This is a genomic window from Bacteroidota bacterium (assembly GCA_021300195.1).
Taxonomy (GTDB): Bacteria; Bacteroidota; Bacteroidia; order J057; family JAJTIE01; genus JAJTIE01.
In genome coordinates, this window is sequence record JAJTIE010000002.1 from 57715 (window position 1) to 75299 (window position 17585).

Annotated in this window: 15 protein-coding genes and 1 tRNA gene; 6 read left to right on the forward strand and 10 right to left on the reverse strand. The window is 59.0% G+C overall.

All coding sequences use genetic code 11. The annotated features are described in order from the left end of the window. Position 1 precedes the first annotated feature (1 nt). The gene (locus LW884_00610; protein ID MCE3006839.1) at positions 2-1918 is read left to right on the forward strand and encodes a T9SS type A sorting domain-containing protein; all 1917 of its coding nucleotides are present in this window, start codon (positions 2-4) and stop codon (positions 1916-1918) included. After that, positions 1903-2631 (forward strand): bacillithiol biosynthesis deacetylase BshB1, encoded by a 729-nt coding sequence (bshB1, locus tag LW884_00615; protein MCE3006840.1) that lies wholly within the window; start codon positions 1903-1905, stop codon positions 2629-2631. Before LW884_00610 ends, bshB1 begins: the two co-directional genes overlap by 16 nt. A 148-nt stretch (positions 2632-2779) precedes the next feature. Here bshB1 and LW884_00620 read toward each other — a convergent pair whose 3' ends face one another. Beyond that, positions 2780-4066 carry a citrate synthase gene (locus tag LW884_00620; protein MCE3006841.1) on the reverse strand — a complete coding sequence of 429 codons (1287 nt, stop codon included), beginning with the start codon at positions 4064-4066 and terminating at the stop codon, positions 2780-2782. A 249-nt stretch (positions 4067-4315) separates the two neighbouring features. Between LW884_00620 and pyrF the strand changes: the two genes are divergently transcribed. After that, positions 4316-5119 carry an orotidine-5'-phosphate decarboxylase gene (gene pyrF / locus LW884_00625; protein MCE3006842.1) on the forward strand — a complete coding sequence of 268 codons (804 nt, stop codon included), beginning with the start codon at positions 4316-4318 and terminating at the stop codon, positions 5117-5119. 62 nt (positions 5120-5181) lie between these two features. On the opposite strand, the gene LW884_00630 is transcribed toward pyrF, so the two are convergent. From LW884_00630 to LW884_00640, 3 genes are all read right to left on the reverse strand, one after another. Then, positions 5182-5811 (reverse strand): DUF4199 domain-containing protein, encoded by a 630-nt coding sequence (locus tag LW884_00630; GenBank protein MCE3006843.1) that lies wholly within the window; start codon positions 5809-5811, stop codon positions 5182-5184. After that, the gene (locus tag LW884_00635) at positions 5811-6656 is read right to left on the reverse strand and encodes an SDR family NAD(P)-dependent oxidoreductase (GenBank protein MCE3006844.1); all 846 of its coding nucleotides are present in this window, start codon (positions 6654-6656) and stop codon (positions 5811-5813) included. Before LW884_00635 ends, LW884_00630 begins: the two co-directional genes overlap by 1 nt. Positions 6657-6763: 107 nt before the next feature. Then, positions 6764-6840 (reverse strand) — tRNA-Met (locus tag LW884_00640). Between the two features lie 185 nt (positions 6841-7025). Between LW884_00640 and LW884_00645 the strand changes: the two genes are divergently transcribed. Both LW884_00645 and LW884_00650 read left to right on the forward strand, forming a co-directional pair. Continuing rightward, positions 7026-8993: a transglycosylase domain-containing protein gene (locus LW884_00645; protein MCE3006845.1), complete on the forward strand. Its 1968-nt coding sequence runs from the start codon at positions 7026-7028 to the stop codon at positions 8991-8993. After that, positions 8965-9636 (forward strand): hypothetical protein, encoded by a 672-nt coding sequence (locus LW884_00650; GenBank protein MCE3006846.1) that lies wholly within the window; start codon positions 8965-8967, stop codon positions 9634-9636. The genes LW884_00645 and LW884_00650 overlap by 29 nt, the downstream gene beginning before the upstream one ends. 52 nt (positions 9637-9688) lie before the next feature. Here LW884_00650 and LW884_00655 read toward each other — a convergent pair whose 3' ends face one another. From LW884_00655 to LW884_00680, 6 genes are all read right to left on the reverse strand, one after another. Beyond that, positions 9689-12031 carry a hypothetical protein gene (locus LW884_00655; GenBank protein MCE3006847.1) on the reverse strand — a complete coding sequence of 781 codons (2343 nt, stop codon included), beginning with the start codon at positions 12029-12031 and terminating at the stop codon, positions 9689-9691. Continuing rightward, positions 12028-12756: a DNA repair protein RecO gene (gene recO / locus LW884_00660; protein MCE3006848.1), complete on the reverse strand. Its 729-nt coding sequence runs from the start codon at positions 12754-12756 to the stop codon at positions 12028-12030. Before recO ends, LW884_00655 begins: the two co-directional genes overlap by 4 nt. Further along, entirely contained in the window at positions 12750-13316 is a 567-nt protein-coding gene (locus LW884_00665; protein ID MCE3006849.1) for a hypothetical protein, read from the reverse strand. Before LW884_00665 ends, recO begins: the two co-directional genes overlap by 7 nt. Further along, positions 13317-15632, reverse strand: a complete 2316-nt coding sequence (locus LW884_00670) for a hypothetical protein (GenBank protein MCE3006850.1) — start codon at positions 15630-15632, stop codon at positions 13317-13319. 4 nt (positions 15633-15636) lie between these two features. Beyond that, positions 15637-16422 (reverse strand): glycosyltransferase family 2 protein, encoded by a 786-nt coding sequence (locus LW884_00675; GenBank protein ID MCE3006851.1) that lies wholly within the window; start codon positions 16420-16422, stop codon positions 15637-15639. A 104-nt stretch (positions 16423-16526) separates the two neighbouring features. Then, positions 16527-16886 carry an iron-sulfur cluster assembly accessory protein gene (locus LW884_00680; protein MCE3006852.1) on the reverse strand — a complete coding sequence of 120 codons (360 nt, stop codon included), beginning with the start codon at positions 16884-16886 and terminating at the stop codon, positions 16527-16529. A 156-nt stretch (positions 16887-17042) separates the two neighbouring features. Here LW884_00680 and LW884_00685 point away from each other — a divergent pair, with 156 nt between their 5' ends. Beyond that, positions 17043-17582: a hypothetical protein gene (locus tag LW884_00685; GenBank protein ID MCE3006853.1), complete on the forward strand. Its 540-nt coding sequence runs from the start codon at positions 17043-17045 to the stop codon at positions 17580-17582. Positions 17583-17585 lie beyond the last annotated feature (3 nt).

Consider the following 17585-nt stretch of genomic DNA (forward strand, 5'->3'; position numbering starts at 1 on the left):
CATGATACGCCCGAGCTTCATCCTTGCCTGTCTGCTCTGCTTGCTCTCTGCCAGTACCCTCCGCGCCCAGTGGGTGCTGGATGCCGAGCCTGTGGGTGCCACCCCCACCCGGCAGGAGGCTGTAGAAACGGGCTTGTACAAAACACAGGATACCGAGCTCCTGAAAACCATCGGCCTGCGGGGCACCTGGCCCGGCCTGGAGCTATGGATCAATCGCTTCGACACGACCGGTACTTTTTCCGATACGCTGTACTTCTTCCGGAGCCGTACCGTAAAGCGTACGCTCAATCTGTCTGTCAATACACCCGACCTGGGTGTATTCACCTTTGATGGGGTGGATGCCACCGGGAATACCTATGCCAGAACACTCCTTAACGGAAAAACAGACAGCCTGGTCAGCCATCTTATCAAGCTGGACAGTGCCTACCAGGATGGCATGGGGGGAACGCGGGCCATTACAACGGCAGACAGCCTCTACTTCTCATTTGCCTACCAGGCAGGGGGCCTGGCCGATAAGCCCGAAGAGCAAGACAGCCTGGTGCTCTATTTCCGAGACACCACTACCGTGGGCGGCCCGCGCTGGGTACCCGTATGGCGTACTACCGGTGCGGGGCTGGATCCCCAGCGCTTTTATCGTGCCCTGGTATCCGTATCCGATGTGCGCTATCTGCATGCCCGCTTCCAGTTCAGGTTTATCAGCTACGGCAGCCAGAATGGCGTGTTCGATGTATGGCACCTGGATCAGCTCCGGCTGTATGTGGGGGGCACGCGGTTAAACCCAAACCCGATACCGGATCTGGCAATCTCTGCCGTGCAGGCCCACGTATTCGGCCCCTACACCCGTGTCAGCCGGTATCAATACCCGGCGGGCTATCCGCAGGGCAGCCTGCTGCTGGAGATAACCGGAAACCAGCCTGCCACCACAACCACTACGGCCACGGGCACGCTGGTTTTTGAGCGGAACGGCAGCAGCCAGGCACTGGGGCCCAATGCGGTGGCCGTGCCCGCAGACGGCGTGCGGGCCACCACCGGCTTCTCCCCCACCCCCCAGCCGCTGGGCAGCCAGGCAGATAGCCTCACCTTTACCCTTACCCTACCCATGGGGGCCGCAAACAACGCCGATACCCGTCGCCAGAATGACCAGCTGGTGTATCGCACCGGTGTGGATAGCGTGCTGGCCCTGGATGATGGAGAGGCAGACTCCGGCTTTGGCCTGAACACCAGCTTCCGGCAATCCTTTGGCCAGATTTTCCGGCTACCTGCTGGCTCAGACACGCTGCGGGCCGTGTGGCTCAGCTTTATACCCCGCTTCACCATTGCGGCTGGAAAACCCCTGGAACTGGTAATCTGGAACCGAAAGGCGAATAACCCCGACTCGGTTTTGTACAAACAAATCGTGAGCGTGAACTATGGAACCGCCTTCAGCCACTATGAGCGCTACCGGCTCAACCGCTCCATCCTGCTGCCCGACAGCTTCATCCTCGGCCTGCGTCAGTTTGATGACGTACCCATCAACCTGGGTATAGACCTGAACTATGACTACAACCAGGGCAGAAATGTGCTGTATGACAATGAGGGCAAATGGGCCGCTACCAGCTTTGCTGGCACACTGATGATCCGGCTAGAGATGAATGGTGCCGGCTATATACCGGTTAGCCGCCGGGCAGCCGCTGGCACTGCGCCCGCTGCTAGCCTATACCCCAACCCGGCTACGCAGCTACAGCTGTACTGCCCAGCCGACTGCTACTACGAGGTGTGGGATGCCACCGGCCGGATGCACCTGGCAGGCAGGGGCCAGCAGGGGGTACAGCTCATTGCAGGCACAGACTCCCTGGCACCTGGTGTATACGCTGTGCGCGTATACATGCCCAACAAGGCAAGTGCCACCCAAACCCTGCTAAAATGGATAAAGCCCTGAAACTGGATGCACTGGCGATAGTAGCGCACCCCGACGATGCCGAGCTGTGCATGGCAGGCACCCTGCTAAAGATGACCGACGCTGGCAAGCAGGTGGGCATAGTGGACCTAACGCGGGGCGAACTGGGTACCCGTGGCAGTGCCGAGCTGCGAGACGAAGAAGCCGCCAGGGCATCCGAGCAATTGGGCTTGGCTACCCGCGTGAATCTGGATCTGGGAGATGGTTTTTTCGAAGAAACGGAGGAAACCCTCCGCGCCATCATAAGCCAGATACGGCACCTACGCCCGGAGGTAGTGTTTAGCAACGCGCCATCAGACCGACACCCAGACCATGGACGGGGACACAGCCTGGTGCACCGTGCCTGCTTCCTCAGCGGGCTGCCCAAAATAGAAACCCAGTGGCAGCAGCAGCCCCAGGCAGCCTGGCGACCCAGGCAGGTGTTCTCCGGCATTCAGGACCACTACCATACCCCCAGCTTTGTGGTAGACATAACCGACTACTTTGCGCGTAAGCTCGATGTCATCCGCTGCTACAGCAGCCAGTTCTACAATCCGGAGAGCAACGAACCCGAGACCCCTATCAGCAGCCTCAGCTTCTGGAAGCAGCTAGAGGGGCGTGCGCTGGAGTATGGGCGCATGATGGGCGTAACCTATGCCGAGGGCTTTATCTCTACCCAGCCTATAGGAGTAGAGAGCCCCCTACAGCTGCTATAGCCCCCCCTTTAGGAGCCACGCGCGGCTGGGCAAGAGTTGCCCCATGTGCGCACCAGCAGCGGGTTCTACCAGGCACAATCTGCACACAAAAAAGGGGAGCCTTGCTGGCTCCCCTGGGGTTTGTATGGGTTTATCCGGCAGTAGCGGACTAGCGCTGGGCAATGCCTACATAGTCGCGCTCGGTTTCGCCGGTATAGATCTGGCGCGGGCGGCCAATTGGGTCTCCGGCTTCGCGCATTTCCTTCCACTGGGCTATCCAGCCTGGCAGGCGGCCCAGGGCAAACATGACGGTAAACATCTCCACCGGGATGCCGATGGCACGATAGATGATGCCGCTGTAGAAGTCCACATTGGGGTACAGCTTGCGCTCCACAAAATAGGGATCGTTCAGGGCCACTTCTTCCAGCTTTTTAGCAATATCCAGCACGGGGTCGTGTATGCCCAGTTTGCTCAGCACTTGGTCGCAGGCCTGCTTGATGATGCGGGCGCGGGGGTCAAAGTTTTTGTATACCCGGTGGCCAAAGCCCATCAGGCGGAAGGGGTCGTTTTTGTCCTTGGCCTTCGCCACCCACTTGTCTACATTGCCACCGTCCAGCTTGATGCGGTCCAGCATCTCTATCACCTCCTGGTTGGCCCCGCCGTGCAGCGGGCCCCACAGGGCACATATCCCTGCGCTAATGCTGGCATACAGGTTGGCCTGGCTACTGCCCACTATACGCACCGTGCTGGTGCTACAGTTCTGCTCATGGTCGGCGTGCAAGATCAGCAGCTTGTCCAGCGCATCCACCACCACGGGGTCCACGTCATACTCATAGGTAGGCATGCTGAACATCATGTTCAGGAAGTTGCTCACATAGTCCAGCTTATTTTGCGGATACACATAGGGGTGGCCCACATTCTTCTTGTAGATCCAGGCTATCAGCGTAGGTAGCTTGGCTATCAGGCGCGTAATGGTCAGGTCTACCTGCTCGGTGGGGCGGTGCGGATCCAGCGTCTCAGGGTAGAAGGCGCTCATGGTGCACACCATGCTGCTAAGTATGCCCATGGGGTGAGCCGTGTGCGGAAATCCGTCGAAGAATTTCTTGTTATCCTCATGGATGAGCGTATGGTTGCGGATACGGCTCTTGTATTCGCTGAACTCATCCTGGGTGGGCAGCTTGCCGTAGATCAGCAGGTAGCTTACCTCCAGAAAGTTGCTCTTCTCGGCCAGCTGCTCTATGGGGTAGCCCCGGTAGCGCAGGATGCCCAGCTCGCCATCCAAAAACGTAATGGTGCTCTTGGTACTGCCGGTGTTCTTGTAGCCATTGTCTAGCGTTACCAGGCCAGACTGGTCGCGCAGCTTTGAAATGTCAATGGCACGCTCCTTCTCGCTTCCTTCTATGATGGGGAGTTCGAGGGTAGTATCGCCTACTACAATCTGAGCTTTATCGGACATGGTGGTAATCAAAATATATGTGTGTTAAGGGTGATCAACGGTACAAGGCAAAACTCGGCAAAGCCTGATTGGTTCCGATAGAGTCTTGTTTTTCGGACAAGCAAATGTATTTAATTTTCAACAAAACTAAAACCCAGGTTTGCACATAGTAATTAAAATACTGACTACAAGTCAACTAGCACGAAATCTGCGTTCCTATTCCTGCCCAATATCCCCTGGCGCGTGCCGGAATTTGTATCTTCGTAGCACATGCATCCTGATACGCTAAAAAGTCTGGCCCACACACGGCGTAGCTGCCTCTGCGTGGGGCTAGACACGGACCCCGAGCTGCTGCCCCCCGCCGTGCATGGGGATGTACTGGCCTTTAACAAAGCCATCATAGAGGCTACCCTACCCTACGCCCTGGCCTATAAGTTTAACCTGGCCTTCTATGAGGCGCAGGGGCTAGCAGGCTGGCGGGCACTGGAGGAGAGCCTGGCACTGATCCCCGAGGGATACCTGACCATAGCCGATGCCAAGCGGGGCGATATTGGCAACACAGCGCGGCGATATGCACAGGCATTTTTTGAGCAGCTAAACTTCGATGCCATCACCGTAGCCCCCTACATGGGGCACGACAGCATTTTGCCCTTTCTGGACTATCCGGGCAAATGGGTGTTTCTGCTAGGCCTTACCAGCAATGCCGGTGCGGCAGACTTCCAGCTGCTGAATGTGCAGGGCCAACCCCTGTACCAGCGGGTAATGCAGCTGGCTGCCAGCTGGCTGCATGCGGGCCAGCTGGGCTACGTGGTGGGTGCCACGCGGCCCGAGCAGCTGGCCGAGCTGCGGGGCCTGTATCCAGCTGCCTGGTTCCTGGTGCCAGGGGTGGGTGCCCAGGGGGGCGACCTACAGGCCGTGATGCAGGCGGGCTGGGGCCAGCAGGCGGGCATCCTGGTAAATAGCAGCCGGGGCATCCTGTATGCCAGCAGCGGGCCAGACTATGCCGAGGCAGCCGCACGCGAGGCGCAGCAGCTACAGCTGCAGATGGAGGCCCTGCTGCGCCAGCATGTGTAGAATGGCGCCAATAAGCAAACCGATGCGCGCACATACATGCGTACGGGCGGCTGCTGGCAGGCCTAGTCCTCCCCCTCGCGTCGGTACAGGATGCGTGCCCCCTGGCTGGTGTCTCTGGGCGCTTCCTTCAGCAGGATGCCGAAGAAAAGGCCCAGCACCAGGGCATTGATGAGGCCAGTAAAGAGGTACATCACCACCTCCTCCCGCAGAACCGAGAAATAGTCGTGCGGGCGCTGCCGGGCCTGCTCGATATTCAGGCGGGCCTGTTTTATCTGGATCTTGAGGTCGCTGATCAGCTTGGGCGGTGTATCGGCCTGTTTTTCATAGTAGTCTAGCTGATACTGCTTGGCCGCTATGGCTGTTTCGTACAGCCGAACCTCATAGTCGGGCGCTACCTGCTGGTAGAAATAACTGTTGTAGCCCGCACCCAGCAGGGCAGCCACTACCGAGATGAGGAGGACATGCACCACCACCATGAGGAAGGAAACCTGGCCCGCAGCCTTGCGTAGGCGCGAGATGGCCAAAAAGGTAATGAGGAAGGCAAACAGGATCTTCAGGATCCAGAGCACCAGCCCACTCATGCTGTGGCTAAACACCCAGCCTGTGCTGTAGAACAGGTAGAACAGCCCCATTACCATGCCGGCCAGCACCAGGCCATAGAGGCCAATGACCTTGGGGTAAAAACGCTGCATCAGGCAGTACGCTTGCTGTGGGGGTAGGTGCGCAGGAAGTCTGCACTGGCATACTTCTCCAGTACCGCCTTCCAGGATTCTATGGCCTCGTCGCCAAATATCATGTGCACAGGCAGCTTTTCCTGGCGGGTGGCATCTACCAGCACGGCACCTATCTGGCTGGGGTCTCCGGGCTGCTTGCCATCATGCGTGTCCATTATTCGGCTTAGCCGCTCATTCAGCTCCCGGTAGGGGCTGTCGGGCTTTACGCGCAGCATGGCTTCGCTTTTTTGCAGGCTTTTGCCCGCCCAGTTGGTGCGGTAGGGGCCAGGCTCTACGGCGGCCACCTGTATGCCAAAGGGGGCCAGCTCTTGCGCCAGTGCCTCGCTAAGGCCCACCACGGCAAACTTGCTGGCATTGTACAGGCTCATCCCATTGAAGCCCCGCAGGCCGGCTATGCTGGCCAGGTTGAAGATATAACCGCGCTGCTGGCTGCGCATATACGGTGTTACCGCCTTTATGCAGGCCATCAGGCCAAACACATTGGTCTCCATCTGCTGGCGTATCTGGGCCTCGGTCAGCTCCTCCAGGGCACCCTCCAGGCCATAGCCGGCATTGTTCACCAGCACATCTATATGGCCAAGGGTGGTGTTGGCCATCTCCATTACCGTGAAGCAGTCATCCCACACGTTTACGTCTAGCTGATAGGCTTTTACCTGGTCTCCGTAGGTCTCTACCAGGTCGCGCAGGTCTTGCACCCTGCGGGCCGTGGCCACCACTCGGTCTCCCGCCTTCAGGGCCTCTAGCGCAATAGCCCGGCCAATACCCTGAGCACAACCCGTTATAAACCAGATTTTCGTATTCATCCCACAAGTATAGGGGCTGCACCAGCCCCGGGCAAGACATAAATTAAATTTGATGGGTACATTAAAAAAAGCCCCAATGTGGGGCTTAAAGATTTGTACACGCCGACTGGTGGCGAAGGGGGGATTCGAACCCCCGACCTCAGGGTTATGAATCCTGCGCTCTAACCACCTGAGCTACCTCGCCGGGGTTTTGGGTGTGCAAAGATAGAATGAAAAGCGAACACAAAGTGTGCGGGCCAGGCATTTTGCGGAAAAAGTTTGATGACCCGGCAGGCACCCCACCCACCCACACAAACTGCGGCAACCTGTATTTGTGTCTGGTCGGCGAATTTTCGTGCTCGGCACGCGGCTGCCCCTTACCTTTACTGTATGATTTCGAAGCGCCAGAAGCGGTGGCTCCTGATTGGCATACCGGCAGTCCTCATCCTCCTCATCGCGGCCTTTTGGGTGCCGCGCATGCTCGTGGCCCACTACCTGGATAAAGCCCAAGACCGGCTACAGCATGGATACGGCCTACGGCTGCGTGTGGACGCGTATGAAGTACTGGGCTTCAATGGTTTATCCATCAGGGGGCTGAGCATACAGCCCGAATCGGGCACCGACAGCACCCGGGTACGTATAGACAGCCTACAGGTGCGCTTTGGCTGGTGGAGCATCCTGACCGGTAGCCCACGGGTACGCAAGCTCGACCTGTATCACAGCGATATATACCTGGCTGGCCTACCCCGCCGGAGGCGCGGGAGCGATCGCAAGCCCGCAGGACGCGGGTTTTCTCAGCGGGTTTATCCAGCCATTCGGCTTCTGTTTGACCAACTGCCGGACGAAATCGATATTCGAGACTTTCGCCTGCGCTACCGGAGCAAGCAAGAGGCATTCACCCTGTACATACCCAGCCTGGTGCAGCAGGATAGCCTGGCAGGGCAACTGCACATAGACCAAGTGGCCTACCGCCTGAGCGGCAGGCTGGACGCCGGTGAACAGGCCCTGCAACTACAAATACTGGCGCCCGACACCCGGGTGCGCAGCCTGCCGCTGCTTAGCCAAAAAGCAGGCCTGAAACTGGGCTACCAAAGCCTGCGGGTAGAGCTGGCAGCCGAGGAGCTGGAGCAAGATGAAATTACCCTAAACGGCAAGATAGAAGGCACCCAGATAGGGCTGTATCAGCGTAGGCTGAACCGCGATACCAGCCGGGTAGCCCGCGGCAGCCTGCAGTTTGCCTGCCACATTACGCCTACCCAGTGGGAGCTGGATAGCAGCAGTACCCTGCGCCTGAATGATATACGCCTAAAACCCTACCTGAGGTACGAAAAGAAAGACAGCCTGCGCACCTATGAACTGGCCTGCCGACTGGCCCCCATGCGAGCCCAAGCCCTAGTGGATGCCCTGCCTGTAGGTGCATTTGGGCAACTGGAGGGCATGCAGGCGAAGGGAAAGATTGGGCTAGACCTGCACTTTCTGTACACCACTGCCCGGCCAGATACGGTGGTGTTTGACCTGAACCTGCACAAGGAAGGATTTCGTGTAACGCGCTTTGGGCGTGCACAGCTGGGTATGCTCAATGCCCCCTTTACATACCAGCCGTACGGTAGCACCCGGCGAATGACCGTGGGCCCCGAGAATCCCAACTTCATGGTGCTGGGAGACATCTCTCGCTACCTGATCAATGCCGTACACTACAGCGAAGACGGCCAGCTGTTTTACGGCAATGGCCTGAATCTGGAAGCCTTTCGGCAATCCATTATCAAGAACATCAAGACCCGAGGATTTAGCCGCGGGGGTAGCACGATCAGCATGCAGCTCATCAAGAACGTGTTTCTGAGCCGCGAAAAGACCGTAGCACGCAAGCTGGAGGAAATAATCCTTACCTGGCTGCTGGTGGAAAACCACCTGGTGAAGCCCGAACGCCTGATGGAGGTGTACCTGAACATCATTGAATGGGGGCCGGGCGTGTATGGCGCGCAGGAGGCAGCCAGCTACTACTTTGAGGGCGATGCTACCTTCCTTACGCTGGAGGAGGGCGTATTTCTGGCTATGATTGTGCCCAGTCCACGCTCCTTTTACTATTTCATAAACGACAGCACCTACGCACCCGACAAGCGCCACCAGCCGTATTTTGACATGATGGGGCGCATCCTGCACAGCCGAGAGATCATTAGCGAAGCAGAAGCAGAAGGAATAGACTGCGAGCGGGCAAAACTGAAAGGAGCGGCCCTGGCCGACTACAAGGCCTGGCAGAGACGGAGAAGAAAACCCGAATCGGATAGCCTGCGGGTAGCCGAGGCCGAAGAGCCCGAAAACATACTGCCGGATGAAGCTGATACCGACCCAGGACGGTAGCTATACCCTGGAAAACGCGGCAGGTGTAAGCTACCACAGCCGCGCCGGGGCACTGGGCGAGAGCCAGCATGTATACCTGGCAGCCAGCCAGCTGGCAGTGCGCCTGGCCGCAGGTGGGGGGGGCGGCCCCGTGTGCCTGCTGGAGGTGGGCCTGGGCACGGGCCTGAACTTTGCCCTGAGTGCACAGCTGTGTACAGACCTGGCGGCGCAGCACCCGCATGCCAGCCTGCACTACACCACCTACGAAACCGAACCGCCCGGGCCCGACCTGCTGGCAGCCTTCTACCAGCCACTTCCCCCGGGCCTGCATGCCTGGGCCGAACAGGTATATGCACAGCCAGCGGGCAGCCGGGGGAGCGTGCACTGGGATGTGCGACAGAGACCCTGGCCCGATCTGGCTGGCCCCCACCCCAGCCCAGGCTTCGACCTGATTTACTACGATGCCTTTGGGCCCAAAGATGCCCCCGCACTGTGGACCCCCGAGGTACTAGGCTATACCCTTTCCCTGCTGAAGCCCGGGGGGTGCCTGGTAACCTTCAGCATCAATGGAGCCACCAAGCGATTCCTGAAAACGGGCGGATATGCCTACGAAACACCGAGGGGATATGGCTACAAGCGGGAAATGCTGGTCGTACACGGCTAGCAGGCTAGCAGCTCGGGCATCCGCTTCCCAGGTGGATTTTTTCCGGGCGGAACTAGTGTAGTACCTGGAAGCGCCGGGCCACTACGGCCTGTCCATCTGCCCGCAGGCCCCGTAGTACATACAGGCCGCTACCCAGCCCCTCCAGGCTAATGGTGGCCTGCGTGGCGGGGTACTGGGCCAGGCTGCGGCCTGCCAGGTCGGTAACCTGCCAGTGCGCCACCTGTGTAGCATCTCCCTCCCACTGCACATGCAGCTCATGCCGGGCCGGCACGGGATACAGGTGCAGCAGCGCAGCGGGCGCAACCGCTTGGTTACGGCTGGTAGGCCAGGCAAATACGCCGAATGCATACTCCCCTTCGGGCGGATTGCCCGGCACGCGTATGGTGGTGGTGAAGTCGAAAACCGGAGCGGTGCTCAGCACCTGGTTGGGCACCAGCTGCCAGGCAGTGCCTGCATTGGGGCGATAAAACAGGCGCAGCTGCTGCACAGCCCGCAGGTGGGGGGGCAGCTGCCGAAACCAGCGCAGGTCTCGTGCAATGAAGCTTTCGGTAGCGTCGAAGTCGAAGCGGAAGCCATAGCTGGCGGTGCTGTTGGGCTGCGTGGCCAGGTCGATTCGCCAGCAGTTGGCGGCCATGTAGAGCGTGTCTACGGCCTGGGTGGGGTTGGCATACATGTAGTGCGTATGCAGGCTCAGGTCGCTGCTCAGGGCACTTACCTCCAGGGTCAGGCCTGTGTTCCGCTGTAGGTGGTTTCCGGGGGTGGTTATTACCGCCTGGCGGTGCAGGCTACCATCCAGTACCCGTTCGTTGGGGTCTAGCACCACCGCCCGGGGTTCAAAGGGCAGCGTATAGGTAGCCGTGCTCTGTGTGCCGCCCACCCGTATGGTGTCCAGCAGCAGGCTCAGGTCTGGCCGTACAAAACCCACTTCCAGCAAGAAATTGTTGGATCGGTCGGTTTTTTGAAACAATCCCTGCCCCACATGCAGCGTAAGGTTGGTGTTCGGGCCACTGGCTACGGCACGCACCGAGTCCAGCCGAAATACCACCCATCCGGGCTGCATCACCCATTTGGCAAAGAAGTCGTTCAGATCCTGGCCCGTCTGTGCTGCCAGGAAGTCGCGAAACTGATCGTTGTTGACGTTCTTCCAGCGATACGGGCTGTTAAATAAGGCCTGCAGGGCCGGGAAGTAGGCAGCATCGCCTATCTGGTGGCGCAGGGTCTGGGCCACGGTAGCGCCTTTTTCATAGGTGGTGTTTCCGTAGGTTACCTGATAGGGGATGTTTCCCACGGCAAAAAACCCCTTGTCAATCACATGGCCGTAGTTCAGGGCTCCCCGGTGGCTTGTCTCCAGGTGCTCTCTGGCATCTGCCACACCCAGTTCCTTTTCGCGGAAATAGGATTCGTTCCAGCGGGCAAAGCCCTCGTTCAGCCACATCATGGAGGGCTGCTGGCAGGTGATGAGGTTGCCAAACCAGTGGTGCGCTAGCTCATGCGCCAGCACATTCACATGCTGGCTACCGCTCGCCGCTGCCAGCAGCTGGTCCGACATGGCCACATTAGTCGGGTTCTCCAGGGCGAAGCCTCCGGTAGGGCAGTAGGTATAGCCCACGTGGTCCCAGGCATAGGGGCCATAGTCTGCCTCGAAGATGCCGAGCTGTGCCTCCAGTAGGTCCAGCGTGGCCGTAAGGGCAGCACTGCTGGCATTACGGCTGTGGATAATCAGGTCGATAGCGGGCATGCTCAGGCTCCGCACAGTTTTGGTCATCGGTCCGGCTATCACATTGGCGTGGTAGGGCGCAATGGTGTCCGTCATCTCATAGTGCACGCTGCGTAGCCCCCCCGCAGTGGTGTTGCTCACTTCTACCCCATTGCATACGGCCACGTATTCGTCTTCCGTGTCGATAAAAAACTCGAATATGGCCTTGTCTGTAAAATTATCCACGCAGGGAAACCAGGAGCTGGCAAAGCTGATTTTCTGCCAGATGCCCCCACCGGCCAGGCCTGTAGCAAAGGCATATTCGCCCGAATTATAGAAACCACCCAGGCCCCCGGGGTCGCGCTGTGCGGTGCCACGTACGCCATGGTAGTACACGCGCACCGTGTCCACCTCGTTCAGGGCCAAGGGGATGAGCGTGATCTGTAGCAGGCTGTCATTCGGATAGGTATAGGCCAGTTTGGTTTTATTCTGCACAATGGAGTCCACCGAAAATTTATACAGCTCCAGCTGCACACTGGTCAGGTTGGCCTGCCCGCTGCGAAAGATTACATCGGTATAGCCATCTAGGCTATCGCCGGTAATAGATACCCGCAGGTGCAGGTTATACTTCTGCACGTCTATAGACTGCGCGGTGGCGAGCGAGAGCAGAAAGCTGATAGCCAGGTAAATCTGTTTCATGATAAATAGACCTCCTCAAAAATACGAAGGCTTTTCAGTTTGGTAAAATCCGCATGCAAGTGGTAGCTCATAAAGGCAAACCATTCGTGTAGCAACGAAGCCCGGATGGCTTTTGGTATAGCAATCTGTAGCCGCTCGGCATCGGGGCTGCTGATTAGGCGTGCCAGCCAGCTGCCCTCTGCATCGGGCTGCGTGGTGGGCTGCAGCAGGCCCTGCTCATGCACCAGGCAGTAGGCTGCTGTGGGGTCATAGGGTCCGCCGGCCAAGCTGGGCAGGATGCCCAGTGCCGAGGCCAGTGCCAGCAGGAAGCAGATGCAGGTGTTGAATAGGCGGGCATCGGGCTGGTTGCAGCGCAGCAGGGCCTGCCGGAAGAGCTGGTACAGCTCGGGTGCCTCCTCCTCGGTGTTGGGCACTGCTTTCAGCAGGATCTCGCAGTACAGCTGCACGTAGATCTGGCGCATGGGGTCGGCCAGGATGGTATGGCAGGGGTGCAGCAGGCTGCTTTCGTTCAGGTGCATCAGGTCGTGCCCGGGCCGGTGGTATACCACCACCTCCAGCATAGTGCCGGGCATAAACAGGCTGTGCCTGCCACTGCTGCGGGCACCATACAGGCCACGCACCAGGCAGTCCAGGCGGCCATAGTGCTCAGTCAGCAGGTTGGTTATCCCGCTCGTATCGCGGTAGCGGATGGTACGTAGCACGATGGCGTGGGTGCGTACTAGCATGCTGCAGCAGCCAGCTGGTCGGGTGTGCAGATGCGCGCCTGGGGCAGCTGGCTGGCCAGCCGCAGCACATCGGCTTCCTCTCCATAGGCAGCCAGCAGCCGCGCCAGGCTGGCGGCATCCGGCACGCTGGCCTGCTCAGCACCCAGGGCCGACCGGGGATTTTCGGTAAACAGCAGGATACCCTGTGCCGCCAGGGCATCCTGCAGGGCAGCTAGCACGGGGGCGGGGGCCAGGTGTACACCGGCCTCATTGTGCGGATAGCTAACGATGGCCTGCACCGTTTGCCAGTAGTGCAGGGGCAGCTCGGCCCGCACCTGGGGGGCCTGGCCCTGCAGGAAGCCCCGCTGCGAGCCTGCCAGGATCATATTGGGCACCATGGCCTCGCTCAGCTGTGCGCTGATGCGCTTGCTGGCAAAGTGCAGTGCCTCGGCACCGGCCGCAGGGGCCTCGTGCAGTACCAGGAAGGGACCAGCAAGGCGGGCCGCCTGGCTGTAAAAGTCGCGCATAAACAGGCGATCCTGTACATTGGCCCGGCTGAGGTAAAGGAGTATGGGTTTCATCTATTCCGGATTGACCACCACAAACTGGGTGTGGCCCGCTATCTGGCCGTCTCGGCTGCCAGCCAGTACCAGATACACCCCCGGGTTAACACGTCGGCCAAAGGCATCCGTTCCATCCCACAGGGTGCGTCCGCCCGTGCTATTCAGCTCGCGCACCAGCTGGCCGGTGGGGGTGGTTATCTTCAGCACCGTACCCTCTATGCCACCGTCTATGGTAACCGGGCCAGTGTAGTTGGTAAACACGGGATTGGGATAAACAAAGAGGCTCTTCAGGTCTTTTCGGGGGGCGGTTACATCGGTTTTATAGCTTACCAGGCCTACATCTGTGGCTACAAACAGTTCGCCCGTTATGGGGTCCCAGGCCAGGTCGGTAATCACATTGCTGATCAGGGGGCTGCTGCGGTATTCAAAACGCTGTAGCACCTGGGTGCCGGTGGGGTCTACCAGGAAGAGTCCGGAGTTTTTGGTGGCAATCCACTTACGGTTGGCCCCATCTACCACTATGTCTTGTATCGCGGTATTGCGCAGCAGGCAGAAGCCGTTTACCAGTGGGCAGCTGGCATCCAGCCCAGGCTCCAGGGCATTTGCCACGTCAAAAAATACGGCTACGCCATTGTCTGTGCCAATCCATACCTGCCCATTCTGGTCTTGCACCAGGCTGGTCACGTTATTGGCAGGCAGGTCTCCGGCGCCAGCGCCCTCCTTTAGTAGCCTGAAGCTGCCGGGGCCGTCCCAGATCACAACCCCATCATTTTCTGTGCCAAACCACAGGCGGTCAAACTGATCGATCATCAGGGCCATTACGCGGTCGGCATCTGGTGTGGGGTTGTCATAGGTCTCACATTCGGTGGGGGTAATGCGGGTATAGGGCTGGCGTGTTTTCCACCCCCCGGTCCACAGCGTTCCCCGGCTATCCAGCGCCAGGGCAGACACACGTATGTTGGTGGGCCTGCCCGTAGCGGGGTCTGCCAGCACGCCATCCACACAGCTGTTCGAGGCATCCCAGGCACCCAGGTAGTTAGCATTCCGGAAGCGCAGGATGCCATTTTCGTACGAACTGATGTAGGCTATGTCGGTAGCCTCGTCGTACACACTGAAGCCGAGGTTCCAGAAAGGGTAAGACAGGTTTAGGTCTCCGCCCCGGGGTATTTCGGTCCAGGCCTTGGTACGGAGGTCCAGGTGGTAGAGGGGGCTGTTGTCAAAACAGGGGCCAAATATGCCGTCGGTACCACAGGGAGAAATGTACATCTGCCCATTGCCCAGGGCCAGGTGCTGGGCGCGGCTGTGCCGGGGGTAGAAAGGGGCCAGGTTTATCTCAGCTCCTCCGCCCGTGGGCACGGCTGTCAGCACATTGGAGCCGCTGGCGTGGCCGGTGTAGCGCCCGTCGGCACTGCGCACCTGCTGGTTCGATACTTTTGGGCGGTTTGGGTCCGAGCGCAGGCTCTGCCCGTCGTAGCTCCACAGGGTAGTGCCATTTTCCAGGAGCAGCTCATTGCCCACACCCGATACCCCAAAGAACGGCCGGGTGGTAGGCAGGCCGGCTATGCGCTGCCATCCCCCACCCCGGTGCACCCACAGCAGGCTATCCTGCTCGATAAGGGTGCGGCCCCAGGCGAAGCTGAGTAGGTGGCCAAAAACGCGATTTCCGGTAGCGTTTTGTAGCGGGCCAGAGAGCGACTGGTCTATCCAGCTGGTCTGGTCGGCCAGATTTCGGTTTCGGTTTGCGGCCACCAGCCGGTTATTGGTCAGCAGGGCAAAGATGCTGTCGCCTGTCAGGATCAGGTCTTTTACCCCTACATTCTGGTCATTGGCAGCAAAGCGGCGGTAGCTGGCACGGCTCTCACGGGCGGCTACGTCATACACCACAATGCCAAAGTCGCCTAGCAGATACACAACGTCTCCGGCTGGAACAATGCGTCTGACTGTCTTGGCTGTCAGGTTGTTGTTGCTAAATATATCCGGGATGGCCTCGAAGGAGCCGGGTGCTGCCACCAGGTCTATCATGCCAGACCGAAAGCCCACCAGCACTACGTTGTTCTGTGCATCGTAGGCCAGTGCGGTGGGGTCGTTGCCATGCATGCCGTCCAGTGCGGTGTAGGCCTTGTACTTTTGGCGGGCGGGGTCCAGGTAGGCCAGGGTGGTGGTGCTGATCGACCAAAAAACGTTACCCTGGGCTACCACCTGTACCCCATTGGTGTGGCTCAGGTAGCTGGCCCACTGGCCGGGCGAGGCTGTTTCGCCGCCCTGCTGTGCCCGGGCGTAGGGGGCATACAGGCACAGATGCAGGCATAGTAGCCCGAGTAATCTTGCTGGCATGCCGTTATAACGCGGTTTCGGGGGCGATGGTATCCAGCCGCCTACCGTTTTTGAAATCAAAGATGGGGGACTTCATGAGGCCAGCCTTGTTCAGAAAGTAGCGCACGGCCGTGCCCAGCACACCAAAGCCGTACTTTACACTGCGCCTGAAATTGATGCTGCTGGCCTCGGAGAAGTATTTGGTAGGGCAGGTTACCTCGCCTATGGTATAGCCCGCGTAGGCTATCTGGGCCAGCATCTGGTTGTCAAACACAAAGTCGTCGCTATTCTCTTCCAGGGGGCATTTCTCCAGGATCTCTCGGCTGAAGGCACGGTAGCCGGTATGGTACTCGGCCAGTTTTTGGCCCATCAGCATATTTTGGGTGGCGGTCAGGATGCGGTTGGCAATGTATTTATACATGGGCATGCCGCCCTTCAGGGCACCCTTGCCCAGGATTCGGCTGCCCAGCATAACCGGAAACAGGCCATAGGCTATGGGGTATACCATGGCCTCTATAAGCCGGGGGGTGTACTGGTAGTCGGGGTGCAGCATGACTACGATGTCGGCGTTCTCCTTCAGGGCTGCCTGGTAGCAGGTCTTTTGGTTGCCGCCATAGCCCCGGTTTTTCTCATGCTGTATGATGATGTCGATGCCCAGGCGATGCGCCTCCTGTAGGGTGTTATCCCGGCTCCGGTCATCCACCAGAATAACTTCATCCACAATCTCGGGAATTTCGCTGTACGTCTTTTCCAGGGTGGATGCAGCATTGTAGGCAGGCATTACCACCACCACTTTCTTACCATGTACCATAGGGGCGAATATCTGCTACAAGTATAAGCCAATTTTTGCAACGCTGGGGGACATAGGGGGCACCAACAGGGTGGCGTGGCTACCCGGCCTGCATCCCACCCGCCCTACGCGCTAAAGGAAGTACCGCAGCCACAGGTTTCGGTGGCATTGGGGTTCTTAAAGGCAAAGCCCCGGGCGTTCAGTCCGTCCTGAAAGTCCACCTCCATATTGACGAGGTACAGCATGTGGCGCTTGTCCATTATCATGGTTAGGCCGCCAATTTCAAAGTACTGGTCGTGCGTGTCGGGTGCATCAAAGCCAAGCACATAGCTCATGCCTGAGCAGCCCCCACCCTTCACGCCCACGCGTAGCAGGTGGCCTGCGGGCACCTGTTCGCGCTCCTTTATCTTGTACAGCTCTGCTATCGCGCTTTCGCTGAAGGACAGCGGCGGCTCTATCCGGGTCATATTCTGCACCATATCCATAGCAGCTTGAACACTAGATTTTGTAGAATAGTTTAGGGCAAAGCTACAGAATATCCACCGTAGCGGCAGGCTATTGCAAGGCTTGCTGCCTGGCAGTTGAAAAACCCTGGCCTGCATACGCCCTACTAGCCGTATCTTTCGGCTGGTTAATGACAGATGGTGCCCCACGAGATACAGATTTTGCACACAGGCTACAGGCGCAGGGCACGCAGGCACTACCGGCAGCTCTGGTCCTTGGCCATCACGGCTGCCATCGTGATGGGGCTCAGCTTTTGGCCAGCCCTGTGGCCGGGTGGCTGGGTGCAGGTGATAGCCCGCTCGGTGGCGGGTTTTCTCGTGCTCGCAGCCTTTATCCTGATGTGGGCTGTGCACTACCACAATAGGCGGCGGCAGCGGCTACTACAGCTGCTGGGCACCCAGCCTCACAGCCTTAGGCGCATCCATTTCGAGCTGAAGCAGCGCCGCAAGCAGGCAGGGCGCGTGCGCCTGCTGTTTCGGGTACAGCTGCACCTGGATGGGGGGCTGCACGCCTACTATGCGGTGGAAGAGCGCCCGTTCCGCCAGCTGCAAGCTTACTTCCTGGCCTCTTATCCGGATATAACCCCCACCACCCTGAAGCGGCAACTGGACCTGCTGGGACCGGAAAGCCGGGCCGAGGAGGAGCCGGGCCGGGCCACTACACAGGCCGCGAGCTGACGC

Coding starts and splice junctions, on each gene's coding strand:
- LW884_00665 (MCE3006849.1), bottom strand. CDS start 13,316: ATGAAACCCATACTCCTTTACCTCAGCCGGGCCAATGTACAGGATCGC.
- LW884_00655 (MCE3006847.1), bottom strand. CDS start 12,031: ATGAAACAGATTTACCTGGCTATCAGCTTTCTGCTCTCGCTCGCCACC.
- LW884_00670 (MCE3006850.1), bottom strand. CDS start 15,632: ATGCCAGCAAGATTACTCGGGCTACTATGCCTGCATCTGTGCCTGTAT.
- LW884_00675 (MCE3006851.1), bottom strand. CDS start 16,422: ATGGTACATGGTAAGAAAGTGGTGGTGGTAATGCCTGCCTACAATGCT.
- LW884_00630 (MCE3006843.1), bottom strand. CDS start 5,811: ATGCAGCGTTTTTACCCCAAGGTCATTGGCCTCTATGGCCTGGTGCTG.
- pyrF (MCE3006842.1), top strand. CDS start 4,316: ATGCATCCTGATACGCTAAAAAGTCTGGCCCACACACGGCGTAGCTGC.
- LW884_00620 (MCE3006841.1), bottom strand. CDS start 4,066: ATGTCCGATAAAGCTCAGATTGTAGTAGGCGATACTACCCTCGAACTC.
- LW884_00645 (MCE3006845.1), top strand. CDS start 7,026: ATGATTTCGAAGCGCCAGAAGCGGTGGCTCCTGATTGGCATACCGGCA.
- LW884_00650 (MCE3006846.1), top strand. CDS start 8,965: ATGAAGCTGATACCGACCCAGGACGGTAGCTATACCCTGGAAAACGCG.
- LW884_00680 (MCE3006852.1), bottom strand. CDS start 16,886: ATGGATATGGTGCAGAATATGACCCGGATAGAGCCGCCGCTGTCCTTC.
- recO (MCE3006848.1), bottom strand. CDS start 12,756: ATGCTAGTACGCACCCACGCCATCGTGCTACGTACCATCCGCTACCGC.
- LW884_00610 (MCE3006839.1), top strand. CDS start 2: ATGATACGCCCGAGCTTCATCCTTGCCTGTCTGCTCTGCTTGCTCTCT.
- LW884_00635 (MCE3006844.1), bottom strand. CDS start 6,656: ATGAATACGAAAATCTGGTTTATAACGGGTTGTGCTCAGGGTATTGGC.
- LW884_00685 (MCE3006853.1), top strand. CDS start 17,043: ATGGTGCCCCACGAGATACAGATTTTGCACACAGGCTACAGGCGCAGG.
- bshB1 (MCE3006840.1), top strand. CDS start 1,903: ATGGATAAAGCCCTGAAACTGGATGCACTGGCGATAGTAGCGCACCCC.